We start from the raw sequence: 25542 nt of genomic DNA, 5'->3' as shown, positions 1-25542 counted from the left end.
CCGGCCCTGCACCCTTGCCAGCCCGCGCGCTGCGCCGTAAATGCCTGACATGACCCAGCATCAGCGCCTTCTCATCATCGATTTCGGTTCCCAGGTGACGCAACTGATCGCGCGCCGCCTGCGCGAGTTGAACGTCTATTGCGAAATCCACCCCTATCAGAACGTCACCGACGCGTTCCTGAAAGAGTTCGATCCGCAAGCCATCATCTTCTCGGGCGGTCCCGACAGTGTGACCCGCCCCGGATCGCCCCGCCCGCCCGCCGCTGCCTTCGACATGGGCGTGCCGATCCTTGGCATCTGCTATGGCCAGCAGGTGATGATGCAGGAATTGGGCGGTGTGGTCGAAAGCGGCCACGGCACCGCCGAATTCGGCCGCGCCTTCGTCACCCCCACCGACGAACGCCTGTCCCTGCTGGACGGCTGGTTTGTCAATGTCGACAGCCGCGAGCAGGTCTGGATGAGCCATGGCGACCATGTCTCGAAGATCGCGCCCGGTTTCCAGGTCTTCGGCACCTCGCCCGGTGCGCCCTTCGCCATCACCGCCGACCCCGCCCGCCGCTTCTATGCCGTGCAGTTCCACCCCGAGGTGCACCACACCCCGAACGGCGCCAAGCTGTATGAAAACTTCGTCCGCGAGGCAGGATTTACCGGCGACTGGACCATGGCCAGCTATCGCGACGAGGCGATCCGCAAGATCCGCGAACAGGTCGGCGACAAAAAGGTCATCTGCGGGCTTTCGGGCGGCGTCGACAGCAGCGTCGCAGCGGTCCTGATCCACGAGGCCATCGGCGACAACCTGACCTGCGTTTTCGTCGATCACGGCCTGCTGCGCCAGAACGAGGCCGACGAAGTCGTCACCATGTTCCGGGATCACTACAACATCCCGCTGATCCATGCGGACGAGGCCGATCTGTTCATCGGCGCGCTGGAAGGCGTCAGCGACCCCGAGGTCAAGCGCAAGACCATCGGCAAGCTGTTCATCGACGTGTTCCAACGCGAGGCGGCCAAGATCGAAGGCGCCGAGTTCCTGGCCCAGGGCACGCTGTACCCTGACGTGATCGAAAGCGTGTCCTTCAGCGGCGGTCCGTCCGTCACGATCAAGTCGCACCACAATGTCGGCGGCCTGCCCGAAAAGATGGGCCTGAAACTGGTCGAGCCCCTGCGAGAACTGTTCAAGGACGAGGTCCGCGCCCTCGGCCGAGAACTTGGCCTGCCCGACAAGTTCATCGGCCGCCACCCCTTCCCTGGCCCCGGCCTCGCCATCCGCTGCCCCGGCGAGATCACCCGCGAAAAGCTGGATATCCTGCGCAAGGCCGACGCCGTCTATATCGACCAGATCCGCAAGCACGGGCTTTACGATGAGATCTGGCAGGCCTTCGTGGCCATCCTGCCGGTCAAGACCGTGGGTGTGATGGGCGACGGGCGCACCTATGACTATGCTTGTGCGCTGCGTGCAGTGACCTCGGTTGATGGGATGACGGCGGATTACTATCCGTTCAGCCACGACTTCCTTGGCGAAACCGCGACCCGGATCATCAACGAGGTCAAGGGCATCAACCGGGTGACCTATGACATCACCTCGAAGCCGCCCGGCACGATCGAGTGGGAATAGCCCGGTCAGGCGCAGCACCGCAGACGCAACGCGGTTGATTGTTGCAGCATTTGAGGCAAGGATGAACCGGCGCAACCCGTAAAACTGCGCCGGTTGCCGATCATCCATGCCAGAGGAGAATGCTGTGCCCAAGATCAGCCGCCGTCGCCTGCTAGGAACCGCCCTTGTCGCCACAGCCCTGCCCGTGATGCCGGGCATACTGCGCCGGGCCGAAGCTGCCTCGACCTATGCGCCGCAGCTAAGCGATTGGCGTGGCTTCAGCCTGCGAACCACCGTGCGATTGAACCAGCCCGGAGCCGCGCAGATCTGGCTGCCGGTGCCGTCGATCGACAGCGATTATCAGCGCAGCATTGACAACGCATTCACCGGCAATGCTGCGGAGGCCTCGATCGTCACCGATCCTTCCAGCGGCGCGCGCTATCTTCACGCGCGTTTCGATGCTGAAACGACCCAACCAGAGATCGAACTGATCAGCCGGGTCGAAACACGCAACCGCGTTACCGACATGAATGCGTCAATTGACGCAGCGGAGGAAGATCCTGCGGTCCTGCAGGCCGCGCTGCAGGCATCCAGCCTGAAACCGCTTGGCGGTATCGTCGTGGACCGCGCCCGTGAGATTACCGGCGATGCCACCTCGGACCGGGAAAAAGTCGCAAAAATCTATGCGTGGATCGTCGAAAACTGCCACCGCAACCTCGACACGCCGGGCTGCGGTCCGGGCGATATTCGGGCGACGCTGACGACGGCCGGCCTTGGCGGCAAATGCGCCGATCTGAACGGGCTGTTTGTGGGTCTGGCCCGCGCATCCGGCGTTCCCGCGCGTGATATCTACGGCGTGCGGGTAGCCCCTTCCGAGTTCGGCTATAAACAGCTTGGCGCCAACAGCCCAACCGTCACGGGCGCGCAGCATTGTCGTGCCGAGGTCTGGCTGGCCGGCTTGGGCTGGGTGGCAATGGACCCGGCCGACGTGCTGAAAGTCATGCGTGCCGAAACCGACCGCTGGATCAAGGATCCCAGCGATCCGCTGGTGGCCCCCGTCAACGCCGCATTGTTCGGCAGCTGGGAAGGCAACTGGATCGGATTCAACCACGCAAGCGATGTCACGCTGGCCGGGACCACGCAGGCCGCGCCGCTGCCCTTCCTGATGTATCCGCAGGGACAAGCCAGCGGGCGCAGCTTTGACGAACTGAACGCAAAAGCGTTCACTTATGAAATGACCGCCGAAGAAGTCTGACGGCAGCGTTCGACCCGTGACCGGCCAGTGGGCATGCATCGCTGTGCCCGCCACGAAAGGCACAACTTTGCCAAGCTTGCACGGGGCGCTGCGGCGCCCCTTCCCCTTATCAGGAGGCTGACATGATCCGCATCGGCATTGGCGGCTGGAACTTCCCGGAATGGCGCGGCGGGGTCTTCTATCCCGAGGGCCTGCCGCAGCGGCGAGAGCTGGAATTTGCCAGCCGGGCGCTCACCACAATCGAGATCAACGCGACCTATTACGGCAGCCAAAAGCCCGAAAGCTTCCAGAAATGGCGCGACGAAACACCCGATGATTTCGTCTTCGCCGTCAAGGCCAGCCGGTTTGCCACCAATCGCAAGGTGCTGGGCGACGCGGGCGAAAGCGTCACTCGCTTCCTCAACTCGGGCATTACCCGGCTTGGACCGAAACTCGGCCCCATCAACTGGCAACTGGCCGAAACAAAGAAATTCGACCCGCAGGACTTCGCGGCCTTTCTGGCGCTGCTGCCGGGCGAACAGGACGGCATTCCCCTGCGCCACGCCATCGAGGCCCGACATGACAGCTTCGCCGCGACAGAGGCCGCCGATCTGTGCCGCGCGCGAAACATCGCGCTTGTCCGCTCGGGCGACAGCAAATTCCCCGATATCGACGCCGAAACCGCCGATTTCGGCTATCTGCGTGTCATGGGAACCGCAGATATCGAAAACGGCTATGACGAAGACGGGCTGGCGAAATGGAGCGCCGAGGCGCAACGCATGTCCAAGGGTCGCGATTTGTATCTCTATGTTATCTCAGGCACAAAGCGCCGCAACCCGGCCTGCGCAATGGCCCTGATGGAGAGGCTGAAATGACCTGCAGCTGCGGACAAGACCACCGGGCCGACGCGAAGCTTGCCCGGCCTGCGCCCGGCCCCGGCCAGATCGCGCTTTCCGGTCGCCTGATCTGCGCCGATGCGGCCCAGCTGATGGTCGTGCTGGAATTCCTGCCCGCTCACATTGCCCTCAGCCGGGCAGAGCCGGGCTGCCTGTTCTTCGATATCCAGCAAACAGAGGATCCGCTGATCTGGCAGGTCGAAGAACTTTACAGCGACGAGGCCGCGCTCAAGGCGCACAAGGCAAGAACCGCTGCCAGCATCTGGGCTGAACGGACTGCCGCGCTTGAACGCGACATTCACCTCATCAACGGCTAACGCGCCAGCGCACAGATCCGGCGCACCGCAGCGGCGTAACCATCGACCCCCAACCCCGCGACCACCCCATCGGCGCGCTTGCTGACATAGGAGTGATGGCGAAAAGGCTCGCGCTTGTGGACCTGGCTGATGTGAACCTCGATCACCGGCCCGTCAAAGGCGTTCAACGCATCCAGCAGCGCCACAGAGGTATGGGTCAGCGCGCCGGGATTGATGACGATCCCCACCGCCTGCCCGCGCGCCTCGTGGATCCAGTCAATCAGCTGACCTTCCCAGTTCGATTGCCGCGCGTCGATGGCAAAGCCCTCGGCGCATGCCGCCTGCGCAAGCGTCTCGACATCGGCCAGAGTCTCATGGCCATAGATCTCGGGCTGACGCTGCCCCAACAGGTTCAGGTTCGGCCCATTCAGCAACAGGATCGTCTTCATTTCCGCCTCCGTCAGCCCAGATCGCGCTGATACTTGATGAAGGGCGTGCGCGTGGCAACCTTGTCATACAGCATCCGCCCGGCATAATTGTCCTCGGCTGTCAGCCAATATACGGCCTCGGCCCCGCTTGCGGCAGCCTCTGCCGCAACCGCCTCGATCAGGGCACGCCCGACACCCTTGCCCCGCGTTTCTGGCAGGGTGAAAAGATCCTGCAAATAGCAGACGCCGCCGGGCCGCCACAGGTTCGGGTGCATGACATAATGCGTCAGCCCCAGCAGCCGGCCCCCGTCATCAGCAACAAAACCCTGAAACTCGCCCGGCTTCCCGGATGTCAGCCGCGCGAATGCCATGTCGAAGAAATCCTGCGGCCGGTCCGGATGGCCATAAAACGTCTGATACCCGTCCCACAGCGCCTGCCACTGATCCCTGTCACCGGCGACAATTGGCCTGATCTCCATCGCATAACCCTTCATTCTGGCCCAAATATCCCGGGGGAAGGCCGCAAGGCCTGGGGGCAGCGCCCCCCCTTTTATCTCGATTGCCGTCGCGCCATGAAGGCCAGCTTTTCGAACAGCGCCACATCCTGTTCGTTCTTCAGCAACGCCCCGTGCAGTTTCGGCAGCATCTCACCCGGCGCCTTCTTCAGATCCTCGGCCGCAAGATCCTCGGCCAGAATCAGCTTCAACCAGTCCAGCAGTTCGGATGTCGATGGTTTTTTCTTCAGCCCCGGCACCTCGCGGATCTCGAAGAATTGATGCAGCGCCTCCTCCAGCAGGCGCGGCTTCAGGCCGGGGTAATGGACCTCGACGATCTGTTTCAGCACCTCCGCATCGGGGAAGCGGATATAATGGAAGAAGCAGCGGCGCAAAAACGCGTCCGGCAGTTCCTTTTCATTGTTCGAGGTGATGATGACCACCGGCCGGTGCAGCGCCTGCACCGTCTCGCCGGTCTCATAGACATGGAACTCCATCCGGTCGAGTTCCTGCAGCAGATCGTTCGGAAACTCGATATCGGCCTTGTCGATCTCGTCGATCAGCAGCACCACCTTGCCCGGCGCCTCAAAGGCATTCCACAGCTTGCCCTTACGGATGTAATTGGCCACGTCATGGACCCGCGCCTCGCCCAGCTGGCTGTCGCGCAAGCGACTGACGGCGTCATATTCATACAGCCCCTGCTGGGCCTTGGTGGTCGACTTGATGTTCCATTCCACCATCGGCAACCCCAGCGAGGCCGCGACCTGCCGCGCCAGCTCGGTCTTGCCCGTCCCCGGCTCGCCCTTGACCAGCAGGGGCCGCTCCAATGTTACGGCGGCATTGACGGCAATGGTCAGGTCTGGCGGGGCGACATAGCTGTCGGTCGACGAAAAACGCATCACGGCATCCTTTGCTTTCGCCCGCGACCCTAGCGGGGTGCGCAACCGTCGACAAGAAACCTTGCCCCGAAGGAACGGCGTTCAAGGTAGTGACATCCCCCGGCGCATCCGCTAATGGGGGCGGAACGGGCCGGGGAACAGGCACCCCGATCTGTCGGAGGAAGCATGAAACCGCAGATTTTCCTGCCAGATGACTATCGCCCAGCAGAAGACGAGCCGTTCATGAACGAGCGTCAGCTGGAATATTTCCGTCGCAAACTGGAAGCATGGAAGGCCGAACTGCTGGAGCAATCCGCAGAGACGCTGGAAGGCTTGCAGGACAGTGCCCGCAACGTGCCCGATCTGGCCGACCGCGCCTCGGAAGAAACCGACCGAGCGCTGGAGCTTCGGACCCGTGACCGCCAGCGCAAGCTGGTCGGCAAGATCGACGCGGCGCTGCGCCGGATCGTGAATGGTGAATATGGTTACTGTGAAGTGACTGGCGAACCGATCAGCCTGAAGCGGCTGGATGCGCGCCCCATCGCCACCATGACCGTCGCCGCCCAGGAAAAGCACGAACGCCGCGAGCGCGTGCACCGCGACGACTGATCGCATCGCGGCCCGCGTGGTCCCGATCTACCCTGCCGGCCTTTCATAAAGGAGGGTCGCCATGGGCCATCTGACGAACCGCGACATCACCATCATTGGCGCCGGCGTGGCCGGGCTGACAGCCGCGTTGGCACTGGCACAGCGCGGCGCGCGGGTGCAGGTCCATGAACGCGCGGGCGCCCTGCGCGAGGTCGGCGCGGGCTTGCAGATCTCACCCAATGCCGGCCGGGTGCTGGACGCCCTTGGCCTTTCCGCGGCGCTCGATGCGGTCTCGGCCCGCTCCGAAGGGGTGGTTTTGCATGACAGCCATGGCCGGCAGGTCGCCGCCATGCCGCTGGCCGCGCACCGGCCCGGCCAGCCCTTCCGCTTCATCCATCGTGCCCGGCTGGTCGAGGTGCTGGAACAGGCAGCCCGCGCCGCTGGCGCCGACATCATCCTGAATGCCGAGGTCACCGAGCTGCCCGAATCGCCGCTGCTGATCGGGGCTGACGGGCTGCACAGCCGCGTCCGCAGCGCGCTGAACGGGGCCGAGACACCTTTCTTCACCGGTCAGACCGCCTGGCGGGCACTGATCCCTGATACCGCGCCCGACCCCTTCGCACGTGTTTTCATGGGACCGGGCCGGCATCTGGTCAGCTATCCGCTGGGCGCCGGGCTGCGCAATCTTGTCGCGGTGATCGAGCGCCCAGACTGGACCGCCGAAGGCTGGTCGCATGAAGATGACCCCGCCCATCTGCGCGCCGCCTTCGCACGCTTCGGCGGACCGGTTCCGGGCTGGCTGGCGCAGGTGGACCGGGTCGGCGTCTGGGGCCTGTTCCGCCACCAGATCGCCGCACGATGGCAGGACGACCGGCGGGTGATATTGGGCGACGCGGTGCACCCCACCCTGCCCTTCATGGCCCAGGGTGCGGTCATGGCCATCGAGGACGCCTGGATCCTGACGGAATGCCTGGACCGTATCGCCGATCAGCCGGCGGCGCTTGCCCGCTATCAGGCCTTGCGCGCGCCCCGCGTCGCCCGCGTCATTCAGGCCGCCAACGCCAATGCGCGCAACTATCACCTTTCGGGTCCGGCGCGACTGATCGGCCATACCGGGCTGCGGGCGATGTCCAAGCTGGCACCGGGGGCGCTGCTGGGGAAATTCGACTGGATCTATGACTATGATCCGCTGGCCGAGAAGGTCGCCTGAGGCACCGCAGGCCTACCGCCCCCCAAAAAATGCAAAAGGCCGCGCCCGAATGCTCTGGCGTGGCCCTGTTTCCCGGATCTGCGAAAAGCCTCAGACCGCGTCCTGCACGGCCGAGACGATGCTTTCGACCACCTCTCGCAGGACAGTCTCGTCCTCGGCCTCGGCCATGACGCGGATCAGTGGTTCGGTCCCGGATTTGCGGATCAGCACCCGACCGGTGCCGTTCAGCAACGACTCGCCATCCGCGATCGCCTTCTGCACCGCGCCGACCGCCAGCGGGTCAGCGCCTGCGGCATAGCGGACATTCTGCAGCAGCTGCGGCACCGGATCGAACTGGTGCACCAGTTCGGAGGCGCTGCGCCCGGTATCGGCCATGGCGGCCAGGAATTGCAGCCCGGCAATCAGCCCGTCGCCGGTGGTGGCGTAATCGGTCATCACGATATGGCCCGACTGTTCACCCCCAAGGTTAAAGCCACCCTCGCGCATCCGCTCGACCACATAGCGGTCGCCGACCTTGGTGCGTTCCAGCCGCAGACCACGCCCCTGCAGGAAGCGTTCCAGCCCGAGGTTTGACATGACCGTGGCCACCAGCGCGCCGCCTTTCAGCCGGTCCTGTTCGGCCCAACGCGCGGCCAGCAGCGCCATCAGCTGATCCCCATCCGCGACCCGGCCCTTGTCGTCGATCAGCATGATCCGGTCGGCATCGCCATCCAGACAGATCCCCAGATCGGCGCGGTGATCCAGCACCGCCTGCGCCGCTGCCTCGGGATGGGTGGAACCCACACCGTCATTGATGTTGCGACCATCGGGATCGACGCCGATACGCACCACCTCGGCGCCGAGTTCATACAGCACATCCGGCGCGGCGCGGTAGGCGGCACCATTGGCGCAATCGATCACCACCTTCAGCCCGTCCAGCCGCTGACCGGCCGGGAAGGTCGTCTTGGCATATTCGACATAGCGCCCGCGACCGTCCTCGATACGCTTGGCGCGGCCGATATTGGCGGGTTCAGCCGGGCGGATCTGGCCGGAAACGATGCGCTCGATCTCTGCCTCGGCCTCGTCCGACAGCTTGAAGCCGTCGGGGCCGAAGAACTTGATGCCGTTGTCGTCAGCCGGGTTGTGGCTGGCCGAGATCATGATCCCCAGATCAGCCCGCATCGAGCGGGTCAGGAAGCCAACCGCCGGCGTCGGCACCGGCCCCAGCAGAAGCACATTCATGCCGGTGCTGGTCAGCCCTGCGGTCAGCGCATTTTCCAGCATATAACCCGACAGGCGCGTGTCCTTGCCGATCACCACCCGATGCCCGTTACGGCCATCGCGGCGGAAATACCGCCCCGCCGCAGCACCCAGCCGCAGCGCCATTTCCGCCGTCATCGGATCGGTATTCGCCCGTCCCCTGACCCCGTCCGTCCCGAACAGCTTCCGCGTCATCCTGTCGTCCTTTCCGTCACTGCGCGCCACAGTGCCAATCCCTGCACGGCAGCTGCAACATCATGTACCCGATGCATCTGCACCCCTTGACCGACCGAAGCAAGCGTCACCGCCAGCGTCCCCGGCATTCTTCCGCGCGCATCCGGCTGGTTCGCGACCTGCCCGATGAAGCGTTTGCGCGAAACCCCCAGCAGAATGCCGCAGCCAAGTGCATGAAACAGGCCGATCCGCGCCAGGATCGTCAGGTTGTGATCCAGCGTCTTGCCAAAGCCGATGCCCGGATCAACCAGGATCCGCGCGCGCGGAATGCCAGCCGCCTCTGCCCGGGCGATGCGGGCGGCAAGCGCGTCGTAAACATCCAGCAGGACATCGTCGTAATGCGGATCGTCCTGCATGGTCGCAGGCACGCCCTGCGCATGCATCAGGCAGACCGGCACGCCTGCATCCGCGACCACCCGCGCCAGACCGGCATCGAAATCAAAGCCCGAGACGTCGTTGACCAGCCCCGCCCCCGCCGCCAGCGCGGCCTGCGCGACGCCCGCCTTGCGCGTGTCGATCGAGATCGGCGCCGAAGCGCGCAGCGCCGCGATCACCGGGGCGGTTCGGGCGATCTCATCTGCCTCGGTCACATCCTCGGCACCGGGACGGGTCGATTCGCCGCCGATATCCAGCAGATCCGCCCCTTCTGCGATCAGGGCGCGGCCATGCGTGGTCCCGTCATAGCTGCCGCCATCGGAAAAGCTATCCGGCGTCGCGTTCACGATCCCCATGACCGAGGGCTGGTCAAGCGTGACACCCATCACAGCAGCGCGCGGGGCGGTCAGCGCCGCCAGAACTTCGGGCGGGGCAGCATCGGCGAGCAGGATTCGCGGCGGCACTCCACCGCGTTCCAGCCGTTCGACCCGCGAGAAACGCAGCCAGCCCCCCGCCAGCCGCAGGCCGCCGCCCTCTTCGGGGATCGGACGCCAGTAAACGCTCATGCGTCGATCCGGCGCAGAGGGACAAATGTGTCGGGTTCTGGCATTGCCGCATCGACCGCATAGGCCAGATCCAACCGGCTGGCGCGCATCTTTTCGGCCAGCCAGATCGCCAGCATCAACGGGTCGGCGTCCAGCCCGCCCACATCAGCGACCATGCGCGCCGGGGCCCAGACCACAGGGCGCGATTCTTTCACCGCCCAATCCAGTTCAGTCCGGTTGTCGACCACGTCCAGCCCCAGCCGGCCGCCAAGCGCCCAAGCCGCCTGATCCAGCGCCAGCAGCGCCACCCGGCGCGGATTGCCCCCCGGCGGCAATGGCAGGCCCGGCGCGTCCGGGGTCAGGATCACCGCATCTTCGGGCAGCGCGACCTCGGCCCCGTAAAACAGCACCACCGGCGACAGGACCGCGCCATCGGCCTCGACCCTGCCCTTGCGGCGGGTGATGCTGACCCCAAGGGCACCCGGCACCCGGTCCAGTTTCTGGACAGAGACATGGACCCGCGCCGCACGCGGATGGGCCAAAACCTCGGCCGCGATCTTTTCCGCAAGCGTTTCCAGCAGGTTGAGACGTTCATCCCCAAGCCCTGCCGCGACCGCATCGGTCAGCACGTCATAGGACAGGATCCGGTCAACATCGTCATCAACGCCGGTCACCGGCTGGGCAAGGTCGACGGTCACATCGAAACGCAACCGCTGGCTAAGGCCGCGTTCGCTTTGAAAGGCGCCGATCTCTGTTTCCACGAGATAGTCGCGCAGGTGTATCTGATCTGGTTCGTCCATGGCCCCAATTTCCAAAGAAAAGGCCCCGCCGCAAGGGGCGGGGCTAGTTGAGGCAGGAAGAAAGGGCAGCAGGCCGGGGCCGGCCGCCTTCCAAGCCTGTACAGGCGTCAGTTGGTCGCGACGCGACGGCCCTGGCGATAGAAGATGTGGCTGCCGATCTTGGTGGTGCGGGTAAAGCGCTTGGACCAGGACGGACGGACAGCAGTGGTGTGGAAATAGGTCGCGCCGTTGGTCAGCTCGCGCGGGGCACCGGCCAGCAGATCAGCAGCGATCTGGCGGGCACGGGCAGCAGCAGCGGCATTCGACATGCGGCGACCCTTGTTATAGGTGAACTGCCCACGCTGATGGATGACACCGCAAACCGAATTCGGGAAGGCCCGGCTGTCGACGCGGTTCAGGATCACCTCGGCCACGGCGCGCTGACCGTTGCGGCCTTCGCCACGGGCTTCGAAATACAGCGCCTCGGTCAGGCAGGCGAGCGAGTCGGCCCCACCATAGCGGGTCTGAGTGACGGTTTCGGGGCCTTTTGCCGGGTCGGCCTGGGCGGCCAGCGGCAGTGCAAGCGACAAACTCACAGCGATCGCGGCCAGTTTACGGGTCAGCGTAAGCATACAGCAGTTTTCCTGTCTCATGGGTCGCCGGGCCGAGCAGAGGCCGACGGGTTGAGGGGGAAACTACACAAAGCGTTTCAGCCGCCGCCACGCGCGTCATCGCAAGGTTCCAGAATCCAGCGGATTAACCATCATTCCGGCAAAATCTCGCCGAGGGCTCGCGGCGAATCTGGCGGAATCACGCCATCTCGCACTTGCAGCATTGCCGGAGATCGCGCAGCAAGCGCCCCGAATCAGGCGCTTTTCTCGTGACGGTTGCGAATCGATTCCTGCGCTGCAGCAAGACGCGCCACCGGCACCCGGAAGGGTGAACAGGAAACGTAATTCAGTCCGGCACGCTGGCAGAAGGCGATAGATTGCGGGTTGCCGCCATGTTCGCCGCAGACGGCGATGGTGATTTCGGGCTCGGCCGAGCGTGCCCGCTGTGTGCCGGTCAGCAGCAATTCGCCAACCCCTTCCTCGTCAAGAATATGGAACGGATCCTCGGAATAAACGCCCTGCTGGACATAGGCGCCCATGAAACGGCCGGCATCGTCGCGCGACAGGCCATAGGTCATCTGCGTCAGGTCGTTGGTGCCGAAAGACAGGAAAGCGGCGTGACGCGCGATGTCGCCGGCGCGCAGGGCAGCGCGCGGCGTTTCCACCATGACCCCCAACCGATAGGCAAAGTCGCGCCCCGTTTCGTTGCGCAGCGCGGCGGCGACCGCATCGACGCGGGTCTTGACGATTTCCACCTCGCGCCGGGCCGAAACCAGTGGGATCATGATTTCCGGCACCACGGCGGCACCAGCGGCGGCGCTGGCAATCGCGGCCTCGAAAATGGCGCGGGCCTGCATGTCATAGATTTCGGGGACGGTGATCCCCAGCCGTACCCCGCGCATGCCCAGCATCGGGTTGAACTCCGACAGCGCCTCGATCCGGCGGGTCACGTCGGACAAGGGCAGGTCCAGCGATTCGGCCAGCTCGCGCATCCCCTCGCGGTCCTGAGGCAGGAATTCGTGCAGGGGCGGGTCGAACAGGCGAATAGTGACCGGCAGGCCAGCCATGATGCGGAAAAGCTCGGTGAAGTCCTGCCGCTGGATCGGCAGCAGCCTTTCCAGTGCCACGCGGCGATCCTCGGGCCGGTTGGCAAAGATCATCTCGCGCATGATCGGCAGGCGCATCTCGTCAAAGAACATGTGCTCGGTCCGGCACAGCCCGATGCCCTGGGCCTTGAACATGCGCGCGGTGCGGGCGTCCTCGGGCGTATCGGCATTGGCGCGCACGCCCATGTCGCGGAAGCCGTCGGCCCAGTCGAGAAGCTGGTTGAAGCTTTCATCAAGGGCCGGTTCCAGCAATTGCGCGGACCCTGCCAGCACCTCGCCCGAGGTCCCGTCGATGGTGATTTCCTCACCCTCGCGGAAACTGCGGCCGCCGGCACGCAATTCGCGCGTGCGGGCGTCGATGCTGATGCCGTTGGCGCCAACGATACAGGGCAGCCCAAGGCCCCGCGCGATCACCGCCGCGTGGCTGGTCATGCCGCCGCGTTCGGTCAATACGCCGACAGCGGCGTGCATGCCGCGAATATCTTCGGGCACGGTCTCGCGGCGGACCAGAATGCAATCCTCATCCCGCGCCGCCGAAGCCTGTGCGGCAGCGGCGGTGAAAACAATCCTTCCGGTGGCAGCGCCCGGGCTGGCGTCGATGCCGCGCGCGATGATGTCGCGGGGCGCGCGCGGGTCGATCTGGTAATGCATCAGTTCGGAAAGCGCGCGCGGTTCAACCCGCATCACAGCTTCCTCGGTCGGGATGATGCCGTCATCAGCCAGCGAGACCGCGATCCGCACCGCCGCGCGCGAGGAACGCTGCACCCGCAGCGCGTCGATGATCGCCAGTTCTCCGTCAGATACCACGAATTCGATCTGCATCTCGTCACGCAGCCGGGTGCGCGCGGCCAGACAGTATCCGACCAGATCGGCAAAGACCTCGGGCGCGACATCTTCCAGTGACGGGCCGCGTTCGTCGCGGGTCAGGTACAGCGTCTCTGCCCCCTGCGCGCGCGTGCTGCCCTGCACCTGCCCCTTGAAGCGCCCGGTCATGCGGCGCAGGCCGGTCACGCTGTCGATCATCTGGATCGTGCCCGAACCGGTCAGCCCCGGCCCGATCGCCAACGCCATCTGCTGAACGACCAGACCCAGCGGCGCATCTTCGGGCGCGCCCTTGGCCTGACGCAGCAGCCGCGCGGTCGGCGCGTCCCAGGCCCGCGCCATGGACCGCAGCACCTCGGTCAGCTGGCGCACCGGATCCTGGGGAAAATCCTCGTCCATTTCGGCCTGATAGGCGGCAAGCGCACGCGGCAGCGCCCCCTCGCCATCTTCAGAAAACATGTCCGGGTCCAGCCGGGCCACGTTGATTGCATAGGACTGCACGAAGCCCAGATAGATCGCATCGGCAGCAATCTTGCCGCGCGTCTCGATCAGGCGGCGATAGGAAACGTCGTTGATGCCGACATTCAGCACTGTCCCCGGCCCGCCCCATTCGGGTTTCACCGCCGAGGGCCGCACGCTGACCAACCCGTCACCGACGGCGAACAGCGCCGCCAATGCCTCGGTATCCGGCGTAGCGCCCTGCGCCATCGCCCGCACTGCCCGCGCCGAAATCGCATGCGAACATGGCACCGGCAATTCCATCCGCACCAGCCGTTGCAGGCATTTCGCCCGCCACCCATGAACAGACGTATCAACCCCGGCAGCCGAGGTGATTTCAACGATGTCCCTGGGGTCGATGCTGCGTGTCATAATCCGCACATCATGCACGGGTCCGCATTTGCTGCAAGTGCGAGATAACGGTTGTTATACGCATTTCGGCGCAGATATGATGCCGCGAAACATGACGGAGGCGGCAATGAGACTGACCGAACTGGCGCATGGTGGCGGCTGCGGGTGCAAGCTGGGCCCGGCGGTCCTGCGCGACATCCTGCGGGATCAGCCGATCGGACAGGTCTTTCCGCAATTGCTGGTTGGCAATGCCGAATCCGACGATGCGGCTGTCTGGCAGATCGACGATGCCACCTGCCTGATCGCCACCACCGACTTCTTCATGCCGATGGTCGACGATGCGCGCGATTTCGGCCGCATCGCCGCCACCAATGCGATTTCCGACATTTACGCCATGGGCGGCCGGCCGATCATGGCGCTGGCGATCCTGGGCATGCCGATCAACAGCATGGACCCCGCGACCATCCGCGAGATCCTGAGCGGCGGTGCCGATATCTGTGCCGAGGCCGGCATCCCCATCGCCGGCGGCCATTCCATCGATTCGCCCGAACCGATCTATGGCCTTGCCGTGATCGGCCTTTGCGCGCCGGAAAACGTGCGCCGTAATGGTGGCGCACTGCCGGGCGACGCATTGATCCTGACCAAGCCTCTCGGCGTCGGCATCTATTCAAATGCCATCAAGAAGGGCAGCGCGACGGATGCCGACATCGCCGAGATGATCGCCTCTTGCACGACACTGAACCGAATCGGCCAGGATCTCGCCGCCCTGCCCGAGGTCCACGCGCTGACCGACGTGACCGGTTTCGGCGTGCTGGGGCACGGAATGGAAATGGCACGCAGCGCCGGCTGCGGCTTGCAGATCGACCGCGCGGCGCTGCCGCTGCTGGATCGCGCGGCGGAACTTGCAGCCTCAGGCCACGGGACCGGGGCCAGCAGCCGCAACTGGGATGCCGTGGGCACAGAGGTGACGCTGCCCGCCGACATCACCGATCAGGAACGGATGATCCTGACCGATCCGCAGACCTCGGGCGGGCTGCTGGTGGCGGTCGCACCCGAGGCCGCCGACCGCGTTCTGACGCAGATCCGCGAACGCCATCCCAAGGCGGCCATCATCGGCCGCGCCGTTGACGGGGCGGGGATCGAGGTCATCTGACACCCGATTGGCAAAAGGCGGCGCAGATGCGCCGCCTTTCCTTTTCGTGACCAAGTAACATCGCGGCTCAGGCCGGGGCGGCGCAGCGGAAATAGCGCAGGTTGATGCCTTTTTCTTCCAGCTGCATAACGCCGGGCGACAGGCGCAGATTGACCAGGCGGTTGAAGCCCTGACCGCCTTCGCCGTTGCACGACAGCTCGGTTTCGGTCGAATCGGCGCCGACCGTGCTTCTCACGGCCGTGCACTGGCTTTCATAGAACTGGAACTGGTTGCCCTGAATGGTCAGCGCACCTTCGCTGGCGGCCTGTCCGCATTCGGTCGTGCGCAGGTTATAGACGCCATTAAGGCTGTTCGAAGGCTCGACCGGCCCCGACGCCGCTTCAGGTGCCGGCGGCGCGACGGTCTCGTCCAGCTGAACCTCGGCCTCGGTCTTGGTAATGACTTCCTCTTCGGGGGTGCAGCCGGCAAGGGTAATAAGGGTGGCGCCTACGGCACCAAAAATCGCGAAACGGTTCATGTTGCTCCTCCTGCTATGGGATCCGCGGCGGTCAAATCAACCCGCGGCCTGTTAACAAAGGCGCAACCCCCGGCATTCGTTCCCTAAATTCGATCCAAAGTTGATCCGCTGGTGCCGATCCGCCACGCGAAAGGATGGATTTTTCCAGTCTCCGCGCCGTTTCCGGGTCAAAAACATCGCCAGCCTCGCGAAAAGCCTCGAAGGCGTCGGCATCCATGACCTCGGACCAGAGATAGGAATAATAGCCCGAGGAATAGCCGTCGCCGGTGAAGACATGCGCGAAATGCGGGGTTGCGTGACGCATCGGAATGGCCACAGGCGCATCCAGAGCGGCCAGAACTTCTGCCTGCCGCGCCATTGGATCGGCGGGGGGTGCGCCGCGGTGAAAGGCCAGATCGACAAGCGCGCTTTGCAGATATTCCAGCGTCGCAAAACCCTGATCGGCATTGCCCGCCGCAATGATGCGGTCGCGCAGATCGGCGGGCAGCGCCGCGCCGGTTTCGGCATGGCGCGCATGGCGGTCCAGCACCTCTGGCTGTTCCAGCCAATGTTCGTAAAGCTGGCTGGGCAGCTCGACGAAGTCCCGCGCAACCGAGGTCCCAGAGATCGACGGCCACGCCACATCGGACAGGATATGATGGAGCGCATGGCCGAATTCATGGAACAAGGTGTGCGCGTCATCCCAGGACAGGAAGGCCGGCGCACCGGTTTCGGCCGGCGGGGTGAAGTTGCAGACATTGGTGACGATGGCCCGCTGGCCCGCCCCGATCTTGTGCTGATAGCGCAGAGCCCCGCACCACGCGCCCGACCGCTTTGAGGGCCGAGCGAAGAAATCGCCTAGGAATATCGCCATTTCCTGCCCGTCGCGGGTGATCCGCCAGGCGCGGACATCGGGCGACCACAAGGGCGCATCGAAGGCCTCGAACTCCAGCCCGAACAGGCGGTTGGCCACGTCGAACACCGCCCCCAGCATGGCGTCGAGCGTCAGGTAAGGCTTCACCTCGGCCTCATCCAGATCATGTTCGGCACGGCGCTTGCGTTCCGCGTAATAGCGCCAGTCCCACGGCGCGAGGTCTGCATTGATGCCGTCATCCTGCATCATCATCGACAGCTGCGCGCCATCGGCATCAGCGCGTTTTTTCGCGGCATTCCAGACCTCTGTCAGCAGTTCCTCGACCCGCTCGGCGGTTCCGGCCATTTCCGGTTCCAGCTTGAAGGCGGCGAAATCGGCATAGCCCAGCAGTTGCGCGCGCTCGTGCCGCAGGGCCAGAATTTCGGCGATCAGCGGCAGGTTGTCGGTCTTGGCACCGCCCGCGCCCTGACCCGAGCCGCGCAGCGACCAGGCCCGCCACGCCGCCTCGCGCAACTCGCGATCGTCGGAATATTGCAGGAATGGCACGATCAGAGAGCGGTTCAGCGTCACCACCTGCCCCGTCAGCCCGCGTTCGCTCGCCGCCGCCCGCATCGCCGCCAGCAGCCAATCGGGCAGGCCCGCCAGCCGGTCGTCGGGGATGGGCATGACGAAATCGCGTTCATCGGCCAGCACATTCTGGCCAAACTGGTTCGACAGCACCGCCAGCCGCTGCCGGATCGCGGCCATGCGGTCGCGGTCCACGCCTTTCAGCCCGGCACCGGCGCGGCGGAAATCGCGCAGCGCCAGTTCGGTGATGCGCCGATCCTCGGGCGGCAGCGCATCGGCGCCTTCCCATACGGCGGCGACCCGGTCAAAAAGCCGCTTGTCCATCCCGACCTTGCTGCCATGCGCGGCCAGAAGGGGCGCGAATTCGCGGCTCAGCGCCTCGCGCTTATCGTTGGAATCGACGCCGGTCAGCGTATAGAAAACCGCGCAGACATTGTTCAGCGTCTCCTCGGCCACTTCCAGCGCGGCAAGGGTGTTGTCAAAGCTGGCCGGCGCGGGATTGGCGGCGATCGCCTCAATGGCCGCATTGGCATCGGCAAGGGCCTGCTGCATCGCCGGGGCGAAATCCTCGTCCGAGATGAGGTCAAAGCGCGGCAGCCCGTAGGGGCCGGTCCAGTCGGTCAGTTCGCGGTTCATGGCGGTCTCCTTTGCGGGAAACCTAGGCCTCCGGGGCGCGCTGTTCCAGCCCTGAACAGACCGGGCAGTCGGGGTTGCGGTGAATGGCGATACGCCGGGTCTCGCCATAAAGCCCGTCAAAGATCAGCATTTGCCCGGCCAGCCCCTTGCCCGCACCGGCAATGCGCTTCACCGCCTCCAGCGCCATCATTGACCCGATGATGCCAGGCAGTGGCCCGGCGACGCCCGCCTCGGCGCAAGCGGGGGCGAGGCCCGCCGCCGGTGCTTTCGGGAAGATGCAGGCCATGCAGGGCGCACCATGGGCCGGGTCATAGGTGGTCAACTGACCTTCCCATTGCGCGATGGATCCGGCGATCAGCGGCACCCCCGCCGCCACACAGGCGGCATTGATGGCCGCGCGGTCGGCGAACTGGTCGCTGCCGTCCAGGACCAGGTCATGTTCGGCGATCAACGCGGTATCGGCGGCGTTCACGCGCCTACGCAGGGCGTGCACCTCGATCAGCGGGTTCAGCGCCCGCAGTGCCTCGGCGGCGGCGAGCCCCTTGGGACGGCCGGCATCACCGGTGCGATAGATGATCTGGCGTTGCAGGTTCGAGATGCTGACCGTATCGGGATCGGCCAGCGTGATCCGGCCCACGCCCGCACCTGCCAGATACAGCGCGGCAGGCGCGCCCAGACCGCCTGCGCCAATCAGCAGCACACGGGCATCGCGCAGCTTTGCCTGTCCCGGCCCGCCGATTTCGCGCAGAACGATATGGCGGGCATAGCGATCAAGCGCATCGTCGCCGCCCAGCCCCTGCCCAGCTGCCAGCCCCTGCCCCTGCCCCGCTGCCAGCCCGGCCGCCCCTCGTCCCGCAGGCGCAAGGCCCGGCGCATCCTCGATCCCCCAGCGACGCTTGACGGCGGCGCGGGCACGCTCGACCAATGCGCCGTAAGCCAGCGTGACCCCAAGCACCAGCCCGCCGATCACCCAAACCCGGGCATCAAAGCCAGTCGTGGCGCGGATCTCGGCTGCCGGGGCGGCCAGCATCAGTACCAGCACCACGATCCAGACGATAAAGATCACGACCAGAACGCGCAGCACGCCCCAGCCCATCCACCACGCCAAGCCAAGAATGCTGAGAATGGCGATGGGCAGCAGTGCCATTGTCAGCCCCGCCCGGTCGAACCGAAGCCGCCTGCCCCACGCGCGGTGTCGTCAAGCGCCTCTGCCGCGACAAAGCGGGCCTGCACGACCGGGGCCACGACGATCTGGGCGATACGGTCGCCATGGCGGATCACCAGCGACTTTTCCGACAGGTTGATCGCGATCACACCCACCGGGCCGCGATAATCGGCGTCGATGGTGCCGACGCCATTGACCAGCGACAGCCCGTCACGCAGCGCGGCACCCGAGCGGGCGCGGACCTGCACCTCGAATCCCGCCGGGATCTGCATGCGCAGCCCGGTGGGGATCAGCTTGCGTTCCAATGGCGCCAGCGTCATCTCGGCTCCGCGGCCCAGATCCGCGCGCAGGTCGGCACCGGCGGCGCCAGCAGTCTCATATGCGGGAAGCGGCAGATCCGGGTCGGCGCCGGCGTCTTTCAGGATCATGATGTCAGGTTGCATGATATTCGGTCCATGAATGAAAAGGCCGCCCGAAGGCGGCCCCGATTGGCGGTGGCGCAGCTTACCTGGGCGCGATCATCATGACCATCTGCCGGCCTTCCAGCTTGGGCATGCTTTCGACCTTGCCGGTCTCGCCGACATCGTCACGGACGCGGTTCAGCAGGTCCAGACCAAGGTCCTGGTGGGCCATCTCGCGGCCACGGAAGCGCAGGGTCACCTTGACCTTGTCGCCGCCTTCCAGAAATTTCAGCACGTTGCGCATCTTCACGTCATAGTCGTGGGTATCCGTACCGGGACGGAACTTCACTTCCTTGATGTCGATGATCTTCTGCTTCTTGCGGGCCTCGGCCTCACGCTTCTGCTGTTCGTATTTGAACTTGCCAAGATCCATGATCTTGCAGACGGGCGGGGTCGCGTTGGGGGAAATCTCGACCAGATCGAGACCAGCCTCTTGCGCCATCTCCAGCCCACGGGCGGGCGAGACGACGCCGATGTTTTCACCATCCGCCCCGATCAGGCGAATTTCGGCGACACGAATACGTTCATTGACGCGGGGACCGGCGTCACGGTTGGGGGGCGGCGCGTTATGCGGACGACGAGCTATGGTCGAATTCCTTTGATAGACTCGGTTGAATGCGACGCAAAATAAGGTGTTGCGTGCCATGATACAACCGGATTCCCCAGCATTTCGTTCCACGGCACGGGGTTTTCGCCGCGCCGTCATTGTGGCAACAGGGGCGCAAGTCAACAGGGGGCACACATGCCAAGGCTGATTGCCGTCATCGTCGCATTGCTGGCCCTGCTGGGTGCCGGCTGGTGGGGCTGGTCGAATCCCGATCTGCTGCCCGAAAGCCTGCGCGCGCGCCTGCCCGGCACCACGCCAGAGGTCGCCGCCACCCGGCCGGCGCCGCGTCCCGCGCCCACCCCACCGGAGCCGGCACCGGCACCTCAACCCCTGCCCGAATCCCGGCCCGCCAGCCCCAGCCTGACGCCTCCGCCCCAGAACGCCCCACTGCCGCCTGAAACCGGCAGCGCCATGGCGGCCGAGACCGAGCGCGTGGCCGAGGCCGCCATAGCCGCAGCCGATGCGCGGGCCGAGGCCCAGGCCCTTGCACGCGCCGAAGCAGAGGCGCTTGAAGCCGCGAAGCAGCGACTTCTGGCGACACTCGGCCCGCTGCTGGAACCCGAGGCCGACCCCACCGCACTCCGCGACCGGCTGGAGGGCCTTGCCGTTCCCGCAGATCCGATTGCCGCCCGCGTCCAGTCCGGACTGGTGGCCGAGATCACCTCGGCCCTTGCCGAGGCCGAAGTTCCTGCCGCGCCGGACCCTGCCGGCACAGACGGCGCGACCGCGCCGACCGAAGCAGCAACTGCGACCGGGACCACGGCCGGCACACCAACCGCCCTCCCCGCCGTTGGGACGGCACTGTCGGCCCGCATCAAGGACCTGCTGAAGTGACTGACAGCCTGCACAGCTATCTTGCCTCTCGTCCAGCCGAGTTGAACGCCGGCCCGATTGCGGTGATCCTTTTCGAGGACGAGGTCGAGACCGCCTCGACCTTGGACCATGCGCTGCGCGCCGGGTTTCGCACGGTGCTGGCGTTGTCACCCGGGCCGCTGGCGCTGGAAATTCCGCGCGAAGGCGTGCGCCCGCTGATCTTCGACACCCGCCGGCCCGACGCCCATGTCGTCGCGGTCAATGCCGTCAACGACGCCGTGCCCCCGGGCACCTGGCTTTATTACGGCTATAACGCCGAATACCTGTTCTATCCCTTCTCGGAAAAGCGGCGGGTGGGCGAAATGCTGGCCTTCCACACCGAAGAGCGGCGGGCCTCGATGCTGACCTATGTGATCGACCTTTACGCACCCGATCTGCAGCAATTCCCCGACGCCGTCAGCATTGAACATGCCAGGTTCGACCGCACCGGTTATTACGCATTGGGGCGTAAGGATGCCAACGGGGACCTGCTGGAACGGCAGCTGGACTTTCACGGCGGGCTGCGCTGGCGGTTCGAAGAATACCTGCCCGAGGACCGCCGCCGCATCGACCGCATCGCCCTGTTCCGCACCCGCCCCGGACTGCGCCTATTGGCAGATCACCGGTTCAACGATCAGGAATACAACACTTATTCCTGCCCCTGGCACCACAATCTGACCGCCGCAATCGCCTCGTTCCGGGTGGCCAAGGCACTGATGCGCAACCCCGGCTCGCGCGACGAGATCGCCGGTTTCACCTGGCGCAACTCGCACGAATTTCGGTGGAGCTCGCAGCAGCTGATGGATCTGGGCCTGATGGAGCCGGGCCAGTGGTTCTGATGCCCGCCGGGCCGTGCTGCTTGCGGGATGGCACGGCGATGTCTAGATAGGGCCGCAATCCGCGTGACCTGCCGTCAACTGACGGGCTGAGCGCATCTGAACAACGGGCCATTGCCCGGACAACAAGGAAGGTTCCTTTACCGATGGCAATGCAGAAGACCCAATTCGACAAGGACGATCTGCTGGCCTGCGCCCGCGGCGAACTGTTCGGCCCCGGCAATGCGCAGCTGCCCGAACCGCCGATGCTGATGATGGATCGGATCACCGAAATTTCCGAAGATGGCGGGCTGCATGGCAAGGGCCATGTCGTCGCCGAATTCGACATCACCCCCGATCTGTGGTTCTTCGCCTGCCACTTCCCCGGCAACCCGATCATGCCGGGCTGTCTGGGGTTGGACGGGCTGTGGCAGCTGACCGGCTTCAACCTCGGCTGGCGCGATTGGAAGGGCCGCGGCTATGCGCTTGGCGTGGGCGAGGTCAAACTGACCGGCATGGTCCGCCCCGATCGCAAGCTGCTGACCTACAAGGTCGATTTCACCAAGGCCGTGCAGACCCGCCGGCTGACCATGGGCGTGGCCGATGGCATCGTCGAAGCTGACGGCGAGGTGATCTATCAGGTCAAGGACATGAAGGTCGCCCTTTCGGAAAGCTGAGACCGCGGAACCGGGGACAAGGGGGCGCTGCCCCCTCGCGCCGGATGGCGCTCTCCCCCGGGATATTTGGGCCAGAATGAAAAGGGGTCGCCGGTTGGGCGGCCCCTTTTCTTGGGGCGATCATCCGGCAAGCAGGCGCGGCAGGGCCATCGTGATGACCGGGAAGGCCAGCAGCAGGGCGACCCGAAGAAGCTCGGCCAGAAAGAAGGGCAGCACGCCCTTGAAGGTTTCGATCATCGGCACATCGCGGGCGAGGCTGGAGATGATGAAGACGTTCATCCCCACCGGCGGCGTGATCAGGCCGAGTTCGACCACCACCAGCGCGAGGATGCCGAACCAGATCTTCAGGTCATCCGTGCTCATCCCGAAACCCGCGCCTTCGGCGGCTGTCTGATAGAGGCCGCCATTCAGTTCCAGCAGCATCGGCCAGAAGAAAGGGATGACCAGAAGGATCATCGACAGGCTGTCCATCAGGCAACCCAGCAGGATCAGTGCGATCAGGATCATCACCATCACCGCCATCGGCGCCATGCCGCTTTCGGCGATCCAGGTGGCGGCCTGCTGGGGCAGGCCCACGCGGGACATGAAGATCTTCATCAGCTCGGCGCCGAGCAGGATCAGATAGATCATCCCCGAGGAGCGCGCCGTGGCCTTCAGCGCGCCGATCAGCGCCGGCGCGTTCAGCGACCGGGTCAGCAAGCCGTAGATCGCGACCAGCACCACGCCGATCGCCGCCGCGGGCGTCGGGTTGAACAGGCCGCCATAAATCCCCCCAAGCACCAGCCCGAAGATCACCATCACCGGCAACAGCCCCAGCGTAGCCTCGATGAATTCGGGCCGGCTGGACACGCCGCCGCGCGGTCCGGCTTCGGGGCGGATGCGGACATAGATCGCGATGGTCAGGATGAACAGCAGCACCGCCAGAATGCCCGGCAACAGGGCGGCGGCGAACATAGTGACGATATTCGCCTCGACCATCACCGCATAGACGATCAGCACGACCGAGGGCGGGATCAGGATGCCCAGCACGCCCCCCGCCGCCAGCGAACCGGTCGCCAGTGCCGGCGAATAGTTGTATCGGCGCAGTTCCGGCAGCGCCACCTTGCCCATGGTCGAGGCGGTGGCCAGCGAAGATCCGCAGACCGCGCCGAACCCCGCGCAGCCAGCGATGGCGGCCATGGCGGTGCCGCCGCGCATCCAGCCAAGCCAGGCATTCGCGCCCCGAAACAGCGCCTGACTGAGCCCCGCGACCGTCGCCAGTTCGCCCATCAGGATGAACATCGGCACGATGGACAGGTCGTAGACCGAGAACTGGCCATAGGCGAGCGTTTTCAGCTGGCTCAGCAGCAGTGCCGGACCGTTCAGCAGCATGATGCCGCCACCACCGACGATGATCATCGCATAGGCAATCGGCATGCGGATGGCGATCAGCGCCACCAGCAGGATCAGGGCGGCGATGCCGATGGTAATCGGATCGCTCATCCCCGGGCCTCGCGAAGATCTTCGATCAGGGTCAGCAGCGCCGTCGCGGCCAGCAGCAGCAGCGAGGCGAGGATCGGCAGATAGGCCCACCAGATCGGGATCTGCAGGATTGCGGTGCTGGCGTTATAGTCGCGCTGATCGACCATGCCGGGATACATGCGCCACAGCAGCAGGCAGCCAAAGCCGAAGGCCACCAGCGATGCCAGCGCCCGCAGCCCCGCCACCACCCGCGGGCTGGCGCGGGCGGTGAAGATGTCGGCAGTGACATTCGCGTCGGTCAGCTGGCAATAGGGCAGAAAGGCAAAGACGGCGACGGCCACGCCCATCTCGGTCAGTTCGAAATCGCCCGAAAACGACGTTCCGAAAGCCGCGCCCAGCACGCTGACCGCATTGATCGCCACCACGGCCAGCAGCACGACCCCGCCCAGAATCGCCCATCCGGTGGCCAGCCGTGCGATGGCGGCGGCGAGGCCCCTGCGGCCCGGGGCCTCGTCGGCGAACATTACCGCGCCCCTGCGGCCGAGGCGTTCTTGGCGATGGACGCGCGCACGGTTTCGACAAGGGCGGCACCGTCGATGCCCTGCGGCGCGACCTCGTCGACCCAGCGGTCGACCACGGGTTCCAGCTTGGCGCGGAAGGCCTCGGTTTCTTCGGGCGTCAGGGTGATGTGGGTGTTGCCGCTGTCGACCGCGACCTTGATGCCGCGTTCGTCAACGTCGCGCCAGATCTGGCCCACCTCGACCAGCCAATCGCGGTCAGAGGCGTCGCGGAAGGCCTTCTGCACATCCTCGGGCAGGCTGTCCCAGCGCGCCTTGTTCATCGAGACCTGAAAGATCGAAGTGCCGAAGCGGGTCTTGTCAGCGCCTTCGATCTGGAACTGGGTCTGGTCCTGGATCTTCAGCGCCGGGATGATTTCCCACGGGATCAGCGCGCCGTCCACGACGCCCTTGGACAGCGCCAGCGGCAGGTCGGGCACCGGCATGGAAACCGGCGTGGCGCCAAGCGCCTCGATCACCCAGGCACCGGTGCGGGTCGGGATGCGCAGCTTCATGCCGGCGATATCGTCAGGCATGCGGATTTCTTTCGAAACGGTTTGGATCGCCTGACCGGCATGGCTGTGCAGGAACATCGGCTCGACGCCCTTGTATTCCTCGGCCAGGTGGTCGGGATAGATCTCGGCCAGGGTCAGATTGGCGGCCACCGGATCGTTGAGGAAGACAAAGGGCAGTTCCATCACCTCGGTCCGGGGGAACAGGCCGGGGGTATAGCCGTTCAACGTCCAGACCAGATCGACCACGCCGTCGCGGACCTGGCTGATAAGTTCGGGCGGGCGCCCGCCCAGCGTCATCGAGGGGTAGATCTCGATCTTCACCGTGCCGCCAGAGTTTTCCTCGACTCGTTTGGCCCACGGCTCCAGCATGTCCTTTTGCGCCGGGGATTCCGCACCGAGGAAATGATGCAGCTTGAAGACATGTTCCTGCGCCAGCACGGCATCGGCCGCAAAGATCGTCCCCAGCATGACCGCACCCGATGCGAGCGTCGCTTTCAGGTTCAGCATGATATTCCTCCCGTTTTTCGTTTT

26 protein-coding genes are annotated in these 25542 nt (G+C 65.2%); 10 read left to right on the top strand and 16 right to left on the bottom strand.

The window, feature by feature from the left end; all coding sequences use genetic code 11:
• The first annotated feature begins 49 nt into the window (after positions 1 to 49).
• The 4 genes from guaA to G7044_RS01490 all read left to right on the top strand — a co-directional run bounded on the left by guaA (position 50) and on the right by G7044_RS01490 (position 4038).
• Positions 50 to 1612, top strand: a complete 1563-nt coding sequence (gene guaA / locus G7044_RS01505) for a glutamine-hydrolyzing GMP synthase (protein ID WP_166327236.1) — start codon at positions 50 to 52, stop codon at positions 1610 to 1612.
• A gap of 124 nt (positions 1613 to 1736) precedes the next feature.
• Positions 1737 to 2846: a transglutaminase-like domain-containing protein gene (locus G7044_RS01500; RefSeq protein WP_328803787.1), complete on the top strand. Its 1110-nt coding sequence runs from the start codon at positions 1737 to 1739 to the stop codon at positions 2844 to 2846.
• A 122-nt stretch (positions 2847 to 2968) separates the two neighbouring features.
• Positions 2969 to 3700, top strand: coding sequence for a DUF72 domain-containing protein (locus G7044_RS01495; protein ID WP_166324918.1), 732 nt, complete (start codon positions 2969 to 2971; stop codon positions 3698 to 3700).
• Positions 3697 to 4038, top strand: a complete 342-nt coding sequence (locus tag G7044_RS01490; protein WP_166324915.1) for a putative quinol monooxygenase — start codon at positions 3697 to 3699, stop codon at positions 4036 to 4038. Before G7044_RS01495 ends, G7044_RS01490 begins: the two co-directional genes overlap by 4 nt.
• On the opposite strand, the gene aroQ is transcribed toward G7044_RS01490, so the two are convergent.
• The 3 genes from aroQ to G7044_RS01475 form a co-directional block, all read right to left on the bottom strand.
• Positions 4035 to 4466, bottom strand: coding sequence for a type II 3-dehydroquinate dehydratase (aroQ, locus tag G7044_RS01485; RefSeq protein WP_166324912.1), 432 nt, complete (start codon positions 4464 to 4466; stop codon positions 4035 to 4037). The two genes, G7044_RS01490 and aroQ, sit on opposite strands and share 4 nt — an antisense overlap.
• 11 nt (positions 4467 to 4477) lie before the next feature.
• On the bottom strand, positions 4478 to 4924 hold the full coding sequence (locus G7044_RS01480; protein ID WP_166324909.1) for a GNAT family N-acetyltransferase: 447 nt from the start codon (positions 4922 to 4924) through the stop codon (positions 4478 to 4480).
• Between the two features lie 71 nt (positions 4925 to 4995).
• Positions 4996 to 5838: an AAA family ATPase gene (locus tag G7044_RS01475; RefSeq protein WP_166324906.1), complete on the bottom strand. Its 843-nt coding sequence runs from the start codon at positions 5836 to 5838 to the stop codon at positions 4996 to 4998.
• A gap of 165 nt (positions 5839 to 6003) precedes the next feature.
• Between G7044_RS01475 and dksA the strand changes: the two genes are divergently transcribed.
• Entirely contained in the window at positions 6004 to 6426 is a 423-nt protein-coding gene (dksA, locus tag G7044_RS01470; RefSeq protein ID WP_166324903.1) for an RNA polymerase-binding protein DksA, read from the top strand.
• A 61-nt stretch (positions 6427 to 6487) separates the two neighbouring features.
• Positions 6488 to 7615, top strand: coding sequence for an FAD-dependent monooxygenase (locus G7044_RS01465; protein ID WP_166324900.1), 1128 nt, complete (start codon positions 6488 to 6490; stop codon positions 7613 to 7615).
• 90 nt (positions 7616 to 7705) lie between these two features.
• On the opposite strand, the gene glmM is transcribed toward G7044_RS01465, so the two are convergent.
• The 5 genes from glmM to G7044_RS01440 all read right to left on the bottom strand — a co-directional run bounded on the left by glmM (position 7706) and on the right by G7044_RS01440 (position 14196).
• Complete coding sequence (glmM, locus tag G7044_RS01460; RefSeq protein ID WP_166324897.1) at positions 7706 to 9049, bottom strand: phosphoglucosamine mutase; 1344 nt, start codon at positions 9047 to 9049, stop codon at positions 7706 to 7708.
• Positions 9046 to 10029: a dihydropteroate synthase gene (gene folP / locus G7044_RS01455; protein ID WP_166324894.1), complete on the bottom strand. Its 984-nt coding sequence runs from the start codon at positions 10027 to 10029 to the stop codon at positions 9046 to 9048. Before folP ends, glmM begins: the two co-directional genes overlap by 4 nt.
• Positions 10026 to 10808 carry a dihydroneopterin aldolase gene (locus tag G7044_RS01450; protein WP_166324891.1) on the bottom strand — a complete coding sequence of 261 codons (783 nt, stop codon included), beginning with the start codon at positions 10806 to 10808 and terminating at the stop codon, positions 10026 to 10028. Before G7044_RS01450 ends, folP begins: the two co-directional genes overlap by 4 nt.
• Positions 10809 to 10915: 107 nt before the next feature.
• A complete protein-coding gene (locus tag G7044_RS01445) occupies positions 10916 to 11419 on the bottom strand; it encodes a cell wall hydrolase (protein ID WP_235931105.1) in 504 nt (167 codons plus the stop codon).
• A gap of 233 nt (positions 11420 to 11652) precedes the next feature.
• Positions 11653 to 14196, bottom strand: coding sequence for a putative PEP-binding protein (locus G7044_RS01440; RefSeq protein WP_166324885.1), 2544 nt, complete (start codon positions 14194 to 14196; stop codon positions 11653 to 11655).
• 106 nt (positions 14197 to 14302) lie between these two features.
• Here G7044_RS01440 and selD point away from each other — a divergent pair, with 106 nt between their 5' ends.
• A complete protein-coding gene (selD, locus tag G7044_RS01435) occupies positions 14303 to 15328 on the top strand; it encodes a selenide, water dikinase SelD (RefSeq protein WP_235931104.1) in 1026 nt (341 codons plus the stop codon).
• A 67-nt stretch (positions 15329 to 15395) separates the two neighbouring features.
• Here selD and G7044_RS01430 read toward each other — a convergent pair whose 3' ends face one another.
• From G7044_RS01430 to infC, 5 genes are all read right to left on the bottom strand, one after another.
• Entirely contained in the window at positions 15396 to 15845 is a 450-nt protein-coding gene (locus tag G7044_RS01430; RefSeq protein ID WP_166324879.1) for a hypothetical protein, read from the bottom strand.
• A gap of 31 nt (positions 15846 to 15876) precedes the next feature.
• Positions 15877 to 17901 (bottom strand): M3 family metallopeptidase, encoded by a 2025-nt coding sequence (locus tag G7044_RS01425; protein WP_166324876.1) that lies wholly within the window; start codon positions 17899 to 17901, stop codon positions 15877 to 15879.
• A 22-nt stretch (positions 17902 to 17923) separates the two neighbouring features.
• Positions 17924 to 19048 (bottom strand): HesA/MoeB/ThiF family protein, encoded by a 1125-nt coding sequence (locus tag G7044_RS01420; RefSeq protein ID WP_166324873.1) that lies wholly within the window; start codon positions 19046 to 19048, stop codon positions 17924 to 17926.
• A 2-nt stretch (positions 19049 to 19050) separates the two neighbouring features.
• Complete coding sequence (gene dut / locus G7044_RS01415) at positions 19051 to 19509, bottom strand: dUTP diphosphatase (RefSeq protein WP_166324870.1); 459 nt, start codon at positions 19507 to 19509, stop codon at positions 19051 to 19053.
• A 61-nt stretch (positions 19510 to 19570) separates the two neighbouring features.
• Entirely contained in the window at positions 19571 to 20173 is a 603-nt protein-coding gene (gene infC / locus G7044_RS01410; RefSeq protein WP_166324867.1) for a translation initiation factor IF-3, read from the bottom strand.
• A gap of 96 nt (positions 20174 to 20269) precedes the next feature.
• Here infC and G7044_RS01405 point away from each other — a divergent pair, with 96 nt between their 5' ends.
• From G7044_RS01405 to fabA, 3 genes are all read left to right on the top strand, one after another.
• The gene (locus tag G7044_RS01405; RefSeq protein WP_166324864.1) at positions 20270 to 20968 is read left to right on the top strand and encodes a hypothetical protein; all 699 of its coding nucleotides are present in this window, start codon (positions 20270 to 20272) and stop codon (positions 20966 to 20968) included.
• Positions 20965 to 21825, top strand: a complete 861-nt coding sequence (locus G7044_RS01400) for a glycosyltransferase family protein (RefSeq protein WP_166324861.1) — start codon at positions 20965 to 20967, stop codon at positions 21823 to 21825. Before G7044_RS01405 ends, G7044_RS01400 begins: the two co-directional genes overlap by 4 nt.
• 143 nt (positions 21826 to 21968) lie before the next feature.
• On the top strand, positions 21969 to 22478 hold the full coding sequence (gene fabA / locus G7044_RS01395; protein ID WP_166324858.1) for a bifunctional 3-hydroxydecanoyl-ACP dehydratase/trans-2-decenoyl-ACP isomerase: 510 nt from the start codon (positions 21969 to 21971) through the stop codon (positions 22476 to 22478).
• Positions 22479 to 22598: 120 nt separating this feature from the next.
• Here the strand turns inward: fabA and G7044_RS01390 are convergent, their stop codons facing one another.
• Genes G7044_RS01390 through G7044_RS01380 form a run of 3 tightly spaced genes read right to left on the bottom strand, consistent with a single transcriptional unit; the run spans position 22599 to position 25518 of the window.
• Positions 22599 to 23960 (bottom strand): TRAP transporter large permease, encoded by a 1362-nt coding sequence (locus G7044_RS01390; protein WP_166324855.1) that lies wholly within the window; start codon positions 23958 to 23960, stop codon positions 22599 to 22601.
• The gene (locus G7044_RS01385) at positions 23957 to 24463 is read right to left on the bottom strand and encodes a TRAP transporter small permease (protein ID WP_166324852.1); all 507 of its coding nucleotides are present in this window, start codon (positions 24461 to 24463) and stop codon (positions 23957 to 23959) included. The genes G7044_RS01390 and G7044_RS01385 overlap by 4 nt, the downstream gene beginning before the upstream one ends.
• Positions 24463 to 25518, bottom strand: coding sequence for a TRAP transporter substrate-binding protein (locus G7044_RS01380; protein ID WP_166324849.1), 1056 nt, complete (start codon positions 25516 to 25518; stop codon positions 24463 to 24465). Before G7044_RS01380 ends, G7044_RS01385 begins: the two co-directional genes overlap by 1 nt.
• Positions 25519 to 25542 lie beyond the last annotated feature (24 nt).

This window comes from Paracoccus xiamenensis (assembly GCF_011308835.1).
Taxonomy (GTDB): Bacteria; Pseudomonadota; Alphaproteobacteria; order Rhodobacterales; family Rhodobacteraceae; genus Paracoccus; species Paracoccus xiamenensis.
The sequence above is the reverse complement of the archived record's forward strand: the minus strand, read 5'-3'. Positions and strand labels throughout refer to the sequence as shown.

What these genes read in the sequence shown, in the direction of transcription:
- guaA (WP_166327236.1), top strand. Translation starts at nt 50, where the DNA reads ATGACCCAGCATCAGCGCCTTCTCATCATCGATTTCGGTTCCCAGGTG.
- G7044_RS01495 (WP_166324918.1), top strand. Translation starts at nt 2,969, where the DNA reads ATGATCCGCATCGGCATTGGCGGCTGGAACTTCCCGGAATGGCGCGGC.
- G7044_RS01490 (WP_166324915.1), top strand. Translation starts at nt 3,697, where the DNA reads ATGACCTGCAGCTGCGGACAAGACCACCGGGCCGACGCGAAGCTTGCC.
- aroQ (WP_166324912.1), bottom strand. Translation starts at nt 4,466, where the DNA reads ATGAAGACGATCCTGTTGCTGAATGGGCCGAACCTGAACCTGTTGGGG.
- G7044_RS01480 (WP_166324909.1), bottom strand. Translation starts at nt 4,924, where the DNA reads ATGGAGATCAGGCCAATTGTCGCCGGTGACAGGGATCAGTGGCAGGCG.
- G7044_RS01475 (WP_166324906.1), bottom strand. Translation starts at nt 5,838, where the DNA reads ATGCGTTTTTCGTCGACCGACAGCTATGTCGCCCCGCCAGACCTGACC.
- dksA (WP_166324903.1), top strand. Translation starts at nt 6,004, where the DNA reads ATGAAACCGCAGATTTTCCTGCCAGATGACTATCGCCCAGCAGAAGAC.
- G7044_RS01465 (WP_166324900.1), top strand. Translation starts at nt 6,488, where the DNA reads ATGGGCCATCTGACGAACCGCGACATCACCATCATTGGCGCCGGCGTG.
- glmM (WP_166324897.1), bottom strand. Translation starts at nt 9,049, where the DNA reads ATGACGCGGAAGCTGTTCGGGACGGACGGGGTCAGGGGACGGGCGAAT.
- folP (WP_166324894.1), bottom strand. Translation starts at nt 10,029, where the DNA reads ATGAGCGTTTACTGGCGTCCGATCCCCGAAGAGGGCGGCGGCCTGCGG.
- G7044_RS01450 (WP_166324891.1), bottom strand. Translation starts at nt 10,808, where the DNA reads ATGGACGAACCAGATCAGATACACCTGCGCGACTATCTCGTGGAAACA.
- G7044_RS01445 (WP_235931105.1), bottom strand. Translation starts at nt 11,419, where the DNA reads ATGCTTACGCTGACCCGTAAACTGGCCGCGATCGCTGTGAGTTTGTCG.
- G7044_RS01440 (WP_166324885.1), bottom strand. Translation starts at nt 14,196, where the DNA reads ATGACACGCAGCATCGACCCCAGGGACATCGTTGAAATCACCTCGGCT.
- selD (WP_235931104.1), top strand. Translation starts at nt 14,303, where the DNA reads ATGAGACTGACCGAACTGGCGCATGGTGGCGGCTGCGGGTGCAAGCTG.
- G7044_RS01430 (WP_166324879.1), bottom strand. Translation starts at nt 15,845, where the DNA reads ATGAACCGTTTCGCGATTTTTGGTGCCGTAGGCGCCACCCTTATTACC.
- G7044_RS01425 (WP_166324876.1), bottom strand. Translation starts at nt 17,901, where the DNA reads ATGAACCGCGAACTGACCGACTGGACCGGCCCCTACGGGCTGCCGCGC.
- G7044_RS01420 (WP_166324873.1), bottom strand. Translation starts at nt 19,048, where the DNA reads ATGGCACTGCTGCCCATCGCCATTCTCAGCATTCTTGGCTTGGCGTGG.
- dut (WP_166324870.1), bottom strand. Translation starts at nt 19,509, where the DNA reads ATGCAACCTGACATCATGATCCTGAAAGACGCCGGCGCCGACCCGGAT.
- infC (WP_166324867.1), bottom strand. Translation starts at nt 20,173, where the DNA reads ATGGCACGCAACACCTTATTTTGCGTCGCATTCAACCGAGTCTATCAA.
- G7044_RS01405 (WP_166324864.1), top strand. Translation starts at nt 20,270, where the DNA reads ATGCCAAGGCTGATTGCCGTCATCGTCGCATTGCTGGCCCTGCTGGGT.
- fabA (WP_166324858.1), top strand. Translation starts at nt 21,969, where the DNA reads ATGGCAATGCAGAAGACCCAATTCGACAAGGACGATCTGCTGGCCTGC.
- G7044_RS01390 (WP_166324855.1), bottom strand. Translation starts at nt 23,960, where the DNA reads ATGAGCGATCCGATTACCATCGGCATCGCCGCCCTGATCCTGCTGGTG.
- G7044_RS01385 (WP_166324852.1), bottom strand. Translation starts at nt 24,463, where the DNA reads ATGTTCGCCGACGAGGCCCCGGGCCGCAGGGGCCTCGCCGCCGCCATC.
- G7044_RS01380 (WP_166324849.1), bottom strand. Translation starts at nt 25,518, where the DNA reads ATGCTGAACCTGAAAGCGACGCTCGCATCGGGTGCGGTCATGCTGGGG.